Annotated in this window: 15 protein-coding genes; 6 read left to right on the plus strand and 9 right to left on the minus strand. The window is 63.8% G+C overall.

All coding sequences use genetic code 11. The features are described 5' to 3' along the window. Window positions 1-106 precede the first annotated feature (106 nt). Window positions 107-1,297 (minus strand): benzoate/H(+) symporter BenE family transporter, encoded by a 1,191-nt coding sequence (locus tag M2D63_RS04810; protein WP_285861671.1) that lies wholly within the window; start codon window positions 1,295-1,297, stop codon window positions 107-109. A 147-nt stretch (window positions 1,298-1,444) separates the two neighbouring features. Here M2D63_RS04810 and M2D63_RS04815 point away from each other — a divergent pair, with 147 nt between their 5' ends. After that, on the plus strand, window positions 1,445-2,047 hold the full coding sequence (locus tag M2D63_RS04815; RefSeq protein WP_285861672.1) for a glutathione S-transferase family protein: 603 nt from the start codon (window positions 1,445-1,447) through the stop codon (window positions 2,045-2,047). Between the two features lie 4 nt (window positions 2,048-2,051). Here the strand turns inward: M2D63_RS04815 and M2D63_RS04820 are convergent, their stop codons facing one another. From M2D63_RS04820 to M2D63_RS04840, 5 genes are all read right to left on the minus strand, one after another. Beyond that, window positions 2,052-2,420: a glutathione S-transferase N-terminal domain-containing protein gene (locus M2D63_RS04820; protein WP_285861673.1), complete on the minus strand. Its 369-nt coding sequence runs from the start codon at window positions 2,418-2,420 to the stop codon at window positions 2,052-2,054. A 59-nt stretch (window positions 2,421-2,479) separates the two neighbouring features. Next, window positions 2,480-3,025 carry a GTP cyclohydrolase I FolE gene (folE, locus tag M2D63_RS04825; RefSeq protein WP_285861674.1) on the minus strand — a complete coding sequence of 182 codons (546 nt, stop codon included), beginning with the start codon at window positions 3,023-3,025 and terminating at the stop codon, window positions 2,480-2,482. A gap of 69 nt (window positions 3,026-3,094) precedes the next feature. Next, a complete protein-coding gene (locus tag M2D63_RS04830; protein ID WP_285861675.1) occupies window positions 3,095-3,652 on the minus strand; it encodes a Smr/MutS family protein in 558 nt (185 codons plus the stop codon). Between the two features lie 52 nt (window positions 3,653-3,704). Next, entirely contained in the window at window positions 3,705-4,025 is a 321-nt protein-coding gene (locus tag M2D63_RS04835; protein WP_285861676.1) for a hypothetical protein, read from the minus strand. Window positions 4,026-4,101: 76 nt separating this feature from the next. Then, the gene (locus M2D63_RS04840) at window positions 4,102-4,692 is read right to left on the minus strand and encodes a cysteine hydrolase family protein (protein ID WP_285861677.1); all 591 of its coding nucleotides are present in this window, start codon (window positions 4,690-4,692) and stop codon (window positions 4,102-4,104) included. Between the two features lie 188 nt (window positions 4,693-4,880). Here M2D63_RS04840 and prmB point away from each other — a divergent pair, with 188 nt between their 5' ends. After that, the gene (gene prmB, locus M2D63_RS04845; RefSeq protein WP_285861678.1) at window positions 4,881-5,789 is read left to right on the plus strand and encodes a 50S ribosomal protein L3 N(5)-glutamine methyltransferase; all 909 of its coding nucleotides are present in this window, start codon (window positions 4,881-4,883) and stop codon (window positions 5,787-5,789) included. 64 nt (window positions 5,790-5,853) lie between these two features. Here prmB and M2D63_RS04850 read toward each other — a convergent pair whose 3' ends face one another. Beyond that, window positions 5,854-6,645 (minus strand): hypothetical protein, encoded by a 792-nt coding sequence (locus M2D63_RS04850; protein ID WP_285861680.1) that lies wholly within the window; start codon window positions 6,643-6,645, stop codon window positions 5,854-5,856. Between the two features lie 106 nt (window positions 6,646-6,751). Beyond that, window positions 6,752-7,714, minus strand: a complete 963-nt coding sequence (locus M2D63_RS04855) for an alpha/beta hydrolase (RefSeq protein ID WP_285861827.1) — start codon at window positions 7,712-7,714, stop codon at window positions 6,752-6,754. A gap of 133 nt (window positions 7,715-7,847) precedes the next feature. Between M2D63_RS04855 and aroC the strand changes: the two genes are divergently transcribed. The 3 genes from aroC to M2D63_RS04870 are packed head-to-tail and all read left to right on the plus strand — an operon-like array spanning window position 7,848 to window position 10,650. Then, window positions 7,848-8,939, plus strand: coding sequence for a chorismate synthase (gene aroC, locus M2D63_RS04860; RefSeq protein ID WP_285861681.1), 1,092 nt, complete (start codon window positions 7,848-7,850; stop codon window positions 8,937-8,939). Window positions 8,940-8,977: 38 nt separating this feature from the next. Next, complete coding sequence (locus M2D63_RS04865; protein ID WP_285861683.1) at window positions 8,978-10,126, plus strand: MFS transporter; 1,149 nt, start codon at window positions 8,978-8,980, stop codon at window positions 10,124-10,126. Then, a complete protein-coding gene (locus M2D63_RS04870) occupies window positions 10,123-10,650 on the plus strand; it encodes an acireductone dioxygenase (protein WP_285861684.1) in 528 nt (175 codons plus the stop codon). Before M2D63_RS04865 ends, M2D63_RS04870 begins: the two co-directional genes overlap by 4 nt. Window positions 10,651-10,701: 51 nt before the next feature. Here M2D63_RS04870 and M2D63_RS04875 read toward each other — a convergent pair whose 3' ends face one another. Continuing rightward, entirely contained in the window at window positions 10,702-10,974 is a 273-nt protein-coding gene (locus M2D63_RS04875; RefSeq protein ID WP_285861686.1) for a DUF3509 domain-containing protein, read from the minus strand. A 274-nt stretch (window positions 10,975-11,248) separates the two neighbouring features. Between M2D63_RS04875 and M2D63_RS04880 the strand changes: the two genes are divergently transcribed. Further along, window positions 11,249-11,773, plus strand: a complete 525-nt coding sequence (locus tag M2D63_RS04880; RefSeq protein WP_285861688.1) for an ankyrin repeat domain-containing protein — start codon at window positions 11,249-11,251, stop codon at window positions 11,771-11,773.

Consider the following 11,773-nt stretch of genomic DNA (forward strand, 5'->3'; position numbering starts at 1 on the left):
TTGCCCCGCGATGCGATGTAACTGACCGATTGCAATCGCGGGGCAAGCCCGCTCCTACAAAAGACAGTTGCTCCCACGGGGGCAGAGTGTGGGAGCCTGCGATCCTTCAAGCCTTGCGCCAGTTGAGAATCATCAAGGTCAGCACGCCCGCCACGATCCCCCAGAACGCCGAGCCGATCGAGAACAGGGTAAAGCCCGAGGCGGTGACCATGAAGGTGATCAACGCCGCCTCGCGCTCCTTCGCCTCGTTCATGGCCACGGTCAGGCCATTCATGATCGAGCCGAACAGGGCCAGGGCGGCAATCGACAGCACCAGTTCCTTGGGCAGGGCGGCGAAGAGGGCGGCCAGGGTGGCGCCGAAGATACCGGCGATACCGTAGAAAACGCCGCACCAGACCGCGGCGGTGTAGCGCTTGTTCGGGTCTTCATGGGCGTGGGGGCCGGTGCAGATGGCGGCGCTGATGGCCGCCAGGTTGATGCCGTGGGAGCCGAAGGGCGCCAGCACCAGCGAGGCCAGGCCGGTGACCGAGATCAGCGGCGAGGCCGGCACCTGGTAACCGTCGGCGCGCAGCACGGCGACGCCGGGCATGTTCTGCGAGGTCATGGCCACCACGAACAGCGGAATGCCGATGCTGATGGTCGCCGCCAGGGAAAAGCTCGGCGTGGTCCATACCGGTGTCGCCACTTCCAGGCGGAATCCGCTGAAATCCAGCAGGCCCATGGCGCCGGACAAGGCCGTGCCCACCAGCAAGGCTGCCAGCACCGCATAGCGCGGCGACAGGCGCTTGATGATCAGGTAGCTGAAGAACATCCCCAGCACCAGGGCGGTGCGGTGCTGGGCGGCGATGAAGATCTCGCTGCCGATCTTGAACAGGATACCGGCCAGCAAGGCCGAGGCCAGCGAGGCGGGAATGCGCTTGACCAGGCGTTCGAAACTGCCGGTCAGGCCGCAAATCACCACCAGCACCGCACAGGTGATGTAGGCGCCAATGGCCTCACCGTAGCTGACGCCGCCCAGGCTTGTGATCAGCAGCGCCGCGCCAGGGGTCGACCAGGCCACCGTGATCGGTGTGCGGTAGCGCAGGGACAGGCCGATGCTGCACACGGCCATGCCGATCGACAGTGCCCAGATCCAGGAGGAAATCTGCCCGCTGGTCAGGCCCGCGGCCTGGCCGGCCTGGAACATCAGCACCAGGGAGCTGGTGTAGCCGGTCATCATGGCGATGAAGCCGGCGACGACGGCTGAGGGCGAAGAGTCGGCCAACGGGCGCAATTGCGCGGAAGTGGCATCGGACATGGGGGTCGATCCTTGTTCTAGGTGTAAGCAGTTTTTTCAGACTACCGCGCAGGTTATTGACCGTTGCCATACAGCAGGCATTGCATTTAGCCGTACAGTCACCAACTATGAGTGCGGCCAGGTTTGCGCCTTTGAATGGGGGGAGCGATGTACAAGGTTTATGGAGATTACCAGTCGGGCAACTGCTACAAGGTCAAGCTGATGTTGCATCTGCTCGACCTGCCGTACGAGTGGCATTCGGTGGATATCCTCAAGGGCGAGACGGAAACCCCGGCGTTCCTGTCCATGAACCCCAACGGCAAGGTGCCGGTGCTGGAGCTCGAAGACGGTACCTACCTGTGGGAATCCAACGCGATCCTCAACTTCCTCGCCGATGGCAGCGAGTTTCTGCCCAGCTCGCCACGCTTGCGTACCCAGGTGCTGCAATGGCAGTTCTTCGAGCAGTACAGCCACGAGCCGTACATTGCCGTGGCGCGCTTCATCCAGTTCTACCTGGGGCTGCCGCAGGAACGCATCGAGGAGTACAAGACCTTGCACAAGGGCGGTTACAAGGCCCTGCGGGTGATGGAGAAGCAGTTGCAGCTAACCCCATACCTGGTTGGCGAAAGCTACTCGATCGCCGACGTCGCGCTGTATGCCTACACCCATGTCGCCCAGCAGGGGGGCTTTGACCTGGAGGGTTACCCGGCGGTGAAGGAATGGCTGGAGCGTGTCGCCAGCCATCCCCGTCATGTGCCCATGATCGGTTGAACGATCAGGCAGCGAAACGCTTGTTGAGGTAGTCGATGATCACCTTGGATTCGTACATCCAGGTGGTCTTGCCGCCTTCTTCGATGCGCAGGCACGGCACCTTGACCTTGCCGCCCTCGGCGAGCAGGGCCTGGCGGTGCTGTTCGTCGTTCTTGGCATCGCGCAGGGCCACCGGCACATTCAGGCGGTGCAGGGTGCGGCGGGTTTTCACACAGAACGGGCAGGCGTGGAACTGATACAGGCTCAGGCCCTTGGCCTGTTGCTCGACCTTGGCCTGGGCCGCGGGGTCGCGCTTGAGCTTGGCCGGGCGACTGATCCAGTCGGCGAATACGATCAACTGGCCAAGGCCCACACGCAGTGCTTTGACGATCATGGCAACTCCTGGGAATGAAAAAAGCCGACCACGGTGGGTCGGCTCGATGACGCGCCTGCTTACTTGATCAGGCTGAGGAACTCGCTGCGGGTGGCGGCGTTTGCACGGAACGAACCGAGCATGACCGAGGTGATCATGGTCGAGTTCTGCTTCTCGACGCCGCGCATCATCATGCACATGTGCTTGGCTTCGATGACCACTGCCACGCCCAGGGCGCCGGTGACCTGCTGGACCGCCTCGGCGATCTGGCGGCTGAGGTTCTCCTGGATCTGCAGGCGACGTGCGTACATGTCGACGATCCGCGCTACCTTCGACAGGCCCAGGACCTTGCCATCGGGAATGTAGGCGACATGGGCCTTGCCGATGAACGGCAGCATGTGGTGTTCGCACAGCGAGTACAGCTCGATGTCCTTGACCAGGACCATTTCACTGTTATCGGAGCTGAACAGGGCGCCGTTGGTGACTTCTTCCAGGGTTTGTTCATAACCGCGGCAAAGGTACTGCATGGCCTTCGCAGCCCGCTTGGGCGTGTCGAGCAGGCCCTCGCGGGAGACGTCCTCGCCGATCTGGCCGAGGATAGCGGTGTAGTTCTGTTCCAGGGACATGGATCTACCTGTGGTATTTATCGCAAACGCGAAGGGTACGGCGGCTGTGACGGCGCTGCAAGTACGGCGTTACTCGTCACGGCCTTCGAGCATGGTTCGTTTGAGCATGACATACACCGCGCCGGTGCCGCCATGGCGGGCCTGGCATGAGGTAAAGCCCAGTACTTGCGGGTGCTGGCGCAGCCAGGTGTTGACGTGGCTCTTGATCATCGGCTTCTTGCCATCCAGGCGCACGGCCTTGCCGTGGGTGACCCGCACGCAGCGCACTTCGAAGCGGGTGGCCTCGGCGAGGAAGGCCCAGAGGGTCTCGCGGGCCTTCTCGACATTCATACCGTGCAAGTCGAGACTGCCTTCGAATGCGATCTGGCCCAGCTTGAGCTTGCGCATCTGGCTTTCCTGCACGCCATCACGGCGCCAGTGCAGATCATCCTCGGGGCCGACATCGATGACGAACTGGTCGGAAAGACCATCGACCACACTCTGGTCGCTTCGTACGGTGGCCGCCTGGCGCAGGCCGGCCAGCTGCTTGCGGTCGGCCTTGGGCTTGCCGACCTCGGCGCGATCATGCTTGATCGGCTTGACGCCGCGCATCTCGCTCTTGAACAGGGAAAAATCGTCGTCTTGCATGTAAGCCTCCGCCTGGGCGGCGCAGTTTACGCGACTCCTCCACAGGTTGCAGTCAATCGTGTTTCTTCATCAGGTGCGGCGACAGGTTCAGCTCGCGGCTGCGGCGCAGGCGCAGACGGCTGCGGCGCCAGAACCAGACGCCCAGGTACAGCAACAACAGGCCGGCGGCGAGGATCACCGCGGCCCCGGAGCGGTTGGCATTGAGCTCGGCCAGCGCCTCGGGATTGCCGAGCAGGCTGGCGGTGCCGGCCATGGCCAGGAGCACACCCAGGGTCGCCAGCAGCGCCGAAAAGGCTGCCGCCAGGCGTGCGCCCCAGTTGCGTGGCTCACGCTGGCGCAAGCGTTTGGCATCGAAACCGTCGGACAACTTCATGCCGATTTCCTCTATGGATATCCGGAGTTTGACCGAAAAGCCGCAAGGTGGTTCCGCCAGCCCGTCGCCCGACCGCTCAGATCAGGCTGCTGGTGGGGGCCACGCAGGCGAAGTTGTCGGCCATGATCGCCATCTCGCTCTGCTGGATCTGCGCAGCGGGAATGACACCGTCCTTGAATGGCAGGTCACGGGTGGCGCAGGCATCCTCGATCAGGGTGCAACGGTAACCATAGTCCTTGGCCCGGCGCACGGTGGTGCTGACACTGGAATGGCTCATGAAACCGCAGACGATCAGGTCCAGGTGACCGAAGCGTTGCAGGGTTTCATGCAGCTGGGTGTTCTTGAACGCGTTGGGCATGCGCTTTTCGATGATCACCTCGTCGCCCCGGGGTTCCAGGCCTGGGATGAACTCGCCGCGCGGGCCCTGGGGATCGAACAGGCCACCGACCGTGCCCAGGTGGCGCACGTGGATGATCGGGCGACCGGCCTTGCGCGCAGCCTCGAGCATTTTAGCGATGTTCTTCACCGCCTCGTCCATGCCCGACAGCGCCAGCGGACCGCTGAGGTACTCTTTTTGCGCGTCGATAATGACCAGGCTGGCATTGCTCAGTTTGGCTGGCGGGTAGCCGCGGCCACTGAGGTGGAACATCGTCGTTGGAACAGACATCAAGGGCTCCTTTGGATAGGGCTTTTCACCTATTGTCCCTTGCCTGAGCGCTTATGTGAATCGCTTCGCGTACAAGCGGCGTGGTTAGTGGCCTGCAGCCATGCCGGTGAAAAACTTACAAGGCGTTTTGCCGACCTTTTCCTTGACCGGGCTGGTAGAATCGCAGGTCGTCTTTCAAGGAGTCTGTCGTGATCACTTCTCGCCTGCGCACCCTGCGCGATCATATCCGTTGGGCTGTCAGCCGTTTCCATGAGCATGGCCTGTTTTTCGGGCATGGCGCCGACAACGCCTGGGACGAGGCGCGGCTGCTGGTGCTGGGCTCGGTGCACCTGCCCTGGGAAATTGCCGACAGCTACCTTGACTGCCAGCTGGAAGAGGACGAGGTCGTGCACCTGCAGCGCCTGCTCAAGCGGCGCATCGAAGACCGCGTGCCGACTGCCTACCTGCTGGGCGAGGCATGGTTTTGCGGCTTGTCGTTCATCGTCGACGAGCGCGTGCTGATTCCACGCTCGCCCATCGGCGAGCTGATCGAAAAGCGTTTTGAGCCGTGGCTGGCGAACGAGCCTGCGCGCATCCTCGACCTGTGCACCGGCTCCGGCTGCATCGGTATCGTCAGTGCCGAGGTGTTCCCGGATGCCGAGGTGGTGCTGGCCGACCTGTCGTTCGAAGCGCTGGAAGTGGCCAACCAGAACATCGAGCGCCATGGCCTCGACGAGCGGGTGTACACCGTGCAGGGCGATGGTTTCGAAGGTTTGCCGGGCCAGCGTTTCGACCTGATCCTGTCCAACCCACCCTATGTCGATGCCGAAGATTTCGCCGACATGCCGGAGGAATACCATCACGAACCGGAGCTGGGACTGGCCTGCGGCAACGATGGCCTGGACCTGGTACGGCGGATGCTGGCCGAGGCGGCGGATCACCTGAGCGAAAAAGGCCTGCTGATCGTCGAAGTGGGCAACAGCCAGGTGCATGTCGAGGCGTTGTACCCGGAGGTGGATTTCACCTGGCTGGAATTCGAGCGTGGCGGGCACGGGGTGTTCATGCTCACGGCCGAGCAGTGCCGCCAGCATCAGGGGCTGTTTGCTTCGCGGGTGTAAGGTGTGATTTTTCGCGGGGCAAGCCCGCTCCTACCGTGGGAGCGGGCTTGCCCCGCGATGGCTTTCAGCGGTGGGTGGCAATCCAGATCAGCAGCCCGGCCTGGAACACCGCAAAGGCCACCAGGCAGGTGATGGTGAAGCGCAAGCCGCTGTCTTCGCGGCGGTACTTGCTGACTCGCTCGTCACGCTCGCGCAGCTGCGCTTCCTTTTCCTGCAGGTTCTGGTCGGCCTGCTGGAGCATCTGGGCAGCATCGAGGATCTCGATGCGCTGCACCTTTTCACTGTTCCATCCCCCCTTGAGTTCGCCCACCTGCAGCTCGACGTAGCGCCCCTTGAGGTGCTGGGCATCGGCGTACTCAACCTCCAGGCCATGGCTGTGCAACACATGGTCGCGGCGCAGGCGGGTGTCTTCGTTGAGCGCGTCCTTGTTCGCCAGGGCCGCGCCCTCGACCCGGTAGTGCGACCACTTGCGCTGGGCCCAGATCACGGCCTGGGCCAGCAGGAAACGCCCCAGGCCACGGTTCAAGGGCTCGATCTGCAGGCCGCTGTCGGGACCGACGCGCACACTTTTTTCCTGATGGTCGACCCAGATGTCCAGGTGGTTCTGTTCCTTGCGCACCTTCTGCCCCGGCAGCTGGATGGCCAGGCGCAGCAGGCTCAGGTCCTTGTTGTGGCGCTCGGCATAGCCGTACTGGACGAAACGCAGCGGCCGGGCACCGCTGTTGCGGTCGGTGGGCAGCGGCGCCAGGCGCAGCATCTGGAAATGCTCCGGGGCGACCTCGGCCCAGGGCAGCGGGGCAGGTACCGACGCGGCCTCTGGCGTATCAAGGGCTTCCTGGGGGGCGGCTTCAGTCATCACGGCAATCCTCTTGTGCGCAGCAGGCTGGACACAATCTCCATGCCAGCACCGGCTTATCGGCAGGATCGTTCAGGACTGGAGGTGGAATTTCGCCCTGTGGCGTTCAAGCGGCCGGGAGCCTGTGGATAAAGTCGAAGATCCGCTCACCCAGCTCGCTGGCTTGCGGCAGTTGCGGGTTCAGGTACGCCTCGCGTTGCAGGCGGGCGTCCTGCGGGGCAATGCGCAGCATATGGTTCATGCCGGGAATCAGCACCAGCTCGGCATCGGGCCTGGCGGCCTTGAGGCGTTCGGCATTGCTGACGTCGACCTGGATATCGTGGGTGCCCTGGATGATCAGGGCCGGTACCTTGACCTGGGCAAACGCTGCTGCCGGATCCTGGCGGAACAGTGAGATCAGGTAGGGCTGGACGCTGGGGCGCAATACATCGCGCAAGGGCGCGGGGACGCTGTAGGAGACCCGTCCGGCCTTCAGGTTGTCGAGAATCTGGGTGGCCGGCGCCACGTAGCGATCGGCCAGGCGCTCGACGATCTGGCTGCGAAAGACCTCGTCGATCGGCCGGCCACTGCCGGCCACGCTGATCAAGGCGCTGGCACCAGCCGGCTGGGCGGCCAGGCTGGCAATCAGTGCGCCTTCGCTGTGGCCGAGCAGAATCAGCGGGCCGAAGCGCGGGTCGGCCTTGAGCTTGTGGCTCCAGGCCACGGCATCGGCGACGTAGGCTTCGACCGTCAGGTCGCGCTCGTCCGGCGTCGCCGCGAGGCTCGCGGCCACGCCGCGCTTGTCGTAGCGCACGCTGGCGATGTGGTTTTTCGCCAGCACCAGGGCCAGTTGCCTGAGGTTGTCGGTGTGGGCGCCGTCGGGGTTGTTGCCGTTGCGGTCGGTGGGGCCGGAGCCGGGGATGATCAACACCACCGGCGGCGGTTGCTCGCTGCGCGGCAGCAACAGGCTGCCATACAACGTGCCGTTGCCGGTATCGAGACTGATCGGTCGTTGCAGGACCGTGGGCGCAGCCGCCTGGACCAGGCCACTGAAGAGCAGGGCGAGTACCGCGAGAACGCGCAACATCAGGGGGCCACTATCGAGGAGATGGCTTTTTGACCTGCGTCCGGGCAGAAGGTTCGCCATCAGGGATGAACTGAATGGTTAGCCTGCGTATACTGGCGGCCTTGTTCAAATCAGGCTGATTCGCGGAGCGTCCTGCATGTCCGGCAATACCTACGGCAAGCTGTTCACTGTCACCACCGCTGGCGAAAGCCATGGTCCGGCGTTGGTCGCCATTGTCGATGGCTGTCCGCCGGGCCTGGAAATTTCCCTGGCCGACCTGCAGCACGACCTCGACCGGCGCAAGCCCGGCACCAGCCGGCACACCACCCAGCGCCAGGAAGCCGATGAAGTCGAGATCCTCTCCGGGGTCTTCGAAGGGCGCACCACCGGTTGCGCCATCGGCCTGCTGATTCGCAACACCGACCAGAAGTCCAAGGACTACTCGGCGATCAAGGACCTGTTCCGCCCGGCCCACGCCGACTACACCTATCACCACAAGTACGGCGAGCGCGACTACCGTGGCGGTGGCCGCAGCTCGGCGCGGGAAACCGCCATGCGCGTGGCGGCCGGTGCCATCGCCAAGAAATACCTGGCCACCCAGGGCATTCGCATTCGCGGCTACATGAGCCAGCTGGGCCCGATCGAGATTCCGTTCAAGACCTGGGACTCGGTGGAACAGAACGCCTTCTTCAGCCCCGACCCGGACAAAGTGCCGGAGCTGGAGGCCTACATGGACCAGCTGCGCCGTGACCAGGACTCGGTGGGGGCGAAGATTACCGTGGTCGCCGAAGGCGTGATGCCGGGCCTGGGCGAGCCGATCTTCGATCGCCTGGATGCGGAGCTCGCCCACGCGCTGATGAGCATCAACGCGGTCAAGGGCGTGGAGATCGGCGCCGGTTTCGCCAGCGTCGCCCAGCGCGGCACCGAGCACCGCGACGAGATGACCCCGCAAGGTTTCCTCAGCAACAACGCCGGCGGCATCCTCGGTGGCATTTCCTCCGGCCAGCCGATCGTCGCCCACCTGGCCCTGAAGCCGACCTCGAGCATCACCACCCCCGGCCGGTCCATCGACATCCATGGCAATCCGGTGGAAGTGATCACCAAGGGGCGTCACGATCCGTGCGTGGGCATCCGCGCCACGCCGATCGCCGAGGCGATGATGGCCATCGTGCTGATGGATCATTTGCTGCGTCATCGCGGGCAGAACGCCGATGTGAAGGTGAACACGCCGGTACTGGGCCAGCTGTAATGCCGGTAGCCGTCCTGCGCGCCGCGGCTTGCTGAGCCGTGGCGCCGATTCCCTACTGGCGACTGTCCAGTTTCTACCTGTTCTACTTCGCCTTGCTCGGCTCTACAGCGCCTTTCCTGGCGCTGTATTTCGATCACCTGGGGTTCTCCAGCGCGCGTATCGGCGAGCTGGTGGCCATCCCCATGCTGATGCGCTGCATCGCCCCCAACCTGTGGGGCTGGCTCGGTGACCGCAGTGGCCAGCGCCTGTTGATCGTGCGCCTGGGGGCGCTGTCGACCCTGGCGACCTTTTCCCTGATCTTCTTCGACAAGAGCTACGCCTGGCTGGCGCTGGTCATGGCCCTGCATGCGTTCTTCTGGCACGCGGTGCTGCCGCAGTTCGAGGTCATCACCCTGGCGCACTTGCAGGGGCAGACGGCGCGTTACAGCCAGATCCGCCTGTGGGGCTCGATCGGTTTCATCCTCACCGTGGTCGGCCTGGGGCGTCTGTTCGACGGGTTGAGCCTGGATGTCTACCCGCAGACCCTGGTCATCATCATGGCCGGTATTGTCCTGGCCAGCCTCTGGGTGCCCAACGCCCAGCCCCCCGGGCAGAACGAGCGCAGCGGCGGCGCAGGCTTTCTCAAGCAGTTGGCCAGCCCGGGCGTCGCGGCGTTCTATATCTGCGTGGCGCTGATGCAGCTCAGCCACGGGCCTTATTACACCTTCCTGACCCTGCACCTGGAGCATCTGGGCTACAGCCGCGGCATCATCGGTATGCTCTGGGCCCTGGGCGTGGTGGCCGAAGTGCTGATGTTCCTGGCCATGAGCTGGATCCTGGCCCGGGTTTCCCTGCGTCGGGTGCTGATGGCCAGTTTCGCCCTGGCGGCGTTGCGCTGGCTGCTGCTGGGCAATTTCGCCGAACACCTGTGGATCCTGCTGTTTGCCCAGGTCCTGCATGCGGCCACCTTCGGCAGTTTCCATGCAGCGTCCATTGCCTTCGTGCAACGCAGTTTCGGGGCGCGCCAGCAAGGCCAGGGCCAGGCCCTGTACGCCGCGCTGGCGGGCACCGGCGGCGCCCTGGGCGCCCTGTATTCAGGCTACAGCTGGAACCTGCTGGGGCCGGCTACCACCTTTAGTATTGCCAGCGTCGCAGCCCTGGCTGCAGCCGTTATCATGGCGACCCGAATGAAAGAGGACAGGGCATGAGCCTGACTGTTTACCACTGCTCCACCCCGGACATTCCCAACAAGGTCCTGACCCACGCCGAGGACATCGCCGCGACCCTGGCCGAGCAGGGCGTGCGTTTCGAGCGCTGGCAGGCCGCGCCGATTGCGTCGGATGCCAGCGATGAAGCGCTGATCGCCGCCTACCAGGGCGATATCGACCGGCTGATGACCGCAGGTGGCTATCGCAGCGTCGATGTCGAACGTGTCAGCAGCCAGGAACCGCAAGCGGTCGAGTTGCGCGAATGTACCCTCGAAGAAGATCTGGTGCGCCTGTTCGTTGCCGGTCGCGGGATGTTCACCCTGCGTGTCGGTGACTATGTCTATGCCGTGGCGTGCGAGAAAAACGACCTGATCGTGCTGCCGGCGGGCACCCGGCACTGGGTCGACATGGGCGAGAACCCGCATTTCGTGGTGATCCGCTTGTTCAACCGCGATGCCCAGGGCGGGGCTGCGGTGTACAGCGGCGAACCCATCGCCGAGTCCTTTGCCCGACTGGACGATTGACTCAAGGGGCCTGTGGGAGCGGGCTCGCCCCGCGATGGGACTCCACGCAATTCAACGATAGGTCGGCAGCGCAAACCGCTGCTGGCTCTGCAGCCTGGAAATCATCGGCAACTCGCTGGCCTGCTCGGCCAGGTCGCGGCGAATCGCACTGATCGCCCAGGTCAGTTGTTCGGCGCTGTGCAGCTGGCCGTAGGAAATCGAGCGCCTGACCTGCTTGCCATCTGCCGCACGCAAGGTCAGCAGGATGCCACCATCGGGACGCGCCTGGGTGGTCACGTCGTAGGCGGAAAATACCGAGGCGAATTTTTCCTGGATGAGGTCCATATCAACTCCTGGCTGTGGATGGCAGACATGGAGTGATGGGTGCAGCGACTGTGCCAGCCTTTTGTGATTAATAATTTTCTTGTTAATCAATGTCTTACATCTTGCTTTGGAATCAGGCCGCCGTGCAATGTGCAAGGTCGTGCACCTGGCACCCTGCATTTTGCAAGATTCCCCGCCAATAGAATTGCTCTGTCGGCACCATGGGTTATCCACAATGGACCGGCAATCGTCCCTGGCAAATACTTGGGCTTTTCCGGCTGCCAGGAGGTTCCCCATGTCCGATCAACGTAGCGCCACTCCCATCAACGACGATCAAACCGACGCGTTTGCCGAGGCGGTTTTCGACCGGGCGCGCCAGGGTGATGACGCGATGCTCGCGCGTTTGCTCGACAGCGGCCTGCCGGCCAACCTGCGCAACCACAAGGGCGATACCTTGTTGATGCTCGCCAGCTATCACGGTCATGTCGAGGCCGTCCGGGTTCTGCTCGAACACGGCGCCGACCCGATGATCGCCAATGACAACGGCCAGTTGCCCCTGGCCGGTGCAGCCTTCAAGGGTGACCTGGCCATGGTCCGCTTGCTGGTGGAGCGGGGGGTAGCCGTGGATTCGGCCGGGGCCGATGGGCGCACCGCGCTGATGATGGCGGCCATGTTCAACCGCAGCGCCATAGTCGAGTACCTGCTGGGCCAGGGCGCCGATCCGCAGCGCCAGGATGCCAGGGGTATTTCCGCCCTGGGTGCTGCCCAGGCCATGGGCGCCAACGACACCGCCGCACAGCTGAAGGCGCTGGCCGGCTAA

It is taken from the genome of Pseudomonas sp. BJa5, from assembly GCF_030272875.2.
Taxonomy (GTDB): domain Bacteria; phylum Pseudomonadota; class Gammaproteobacteria; order Pseudomonadales; family Pseudomonadaceae; genus Aquipseudomonas.

Excerpts from the sequence above, each read along its gene's own strand:
- M2D63_RS04835 (WP_285861676.1), bottom strand. The coding sequence starts at position 4,025 with ATGAAGTTGTCCGACGGTTTCGATGCCAAACGCTTGCGCCAGCGTGAG.
- M2D63_RS04850 (WP_285861680.1), bottom strand. The coding sequence starts at position 6,645 with ATGACTGAAGCCGCCCCCCAGGAAGCCCTTGATACGCCAGAGGCCGCG.
- M2D63_RS04840 (WP_285861677.1), bottom strand. The coding sequence starts at position 4,692 with ATGTCTGTTCCAACGACGATGTTCCACCTCAGTGGCCGCGGCTACCCG.
- M2D63_RS04875 (WP_285861686.1), bottom strand. The coding sequence starts at position 10,974 with ATGGACCTCATCCAGGAAAAATTCGCCTCGGTATTTTCCGCCTACGAC.
- M2D63_RS04870 (WP_285861684.1), top strand. The coding sequence starts at position 10,123 with ATGAGCCTGACTGTTTACCACTGCTCCACCCCGGACATTCCCAACAAG.
- aroC (WP_285861681.1), top strand. The coding sequence starts at position 7,848 with ATGTCCGGCAATACCTACGGCAAGCTGTTCACTGTCACCACCGCTGGC.
- folE (WP_285861674.1), bottom strand. The coding sequence starts at position 3,025 with ATGTCCCTGGAACAGAACTACACCGCTATCCTCGGCCAGATCGGCGAG.
- M2D63_RS04880 (WP_285861688.1), top strand. The coding sequence starts at position 11,249 with ATGTCCGATCAACGTAGCGCCACTCCCATCAACGACGATCAAACCGAC.
- M2D63_RS04820 (WP_285861673.1), bottom strand. The coding sequence starts at position 2,420 with ATGATCGTCAAAGCACTGCGTGTGGGCCTTGGCCAGTTGATCGTATTC.
- M2D63_RS04830 (WP_285861675.1), bottom strand. The coding sequence starts at position 3,652 with ATGCAAGACGACGATTTTTCCCTGTTCAAGAGCGAGATGCGCGGCGTC.
- M2D63_RS04815 (WP_285861672.1), top strand. The coding sequence starts at position 1,445 with ATGTACAAGGTTTATGGAGATTACCAGTCGGGCAACTGCTACAAGGTC.
- M2D63_RS04810 (WP_285861671.1), bottom strand. The coding sequence starts at position 1,297 with ATGTCCGATGCCACTTCCGCGCAATTGCGCCCGTTGGCCGACTCTTCG.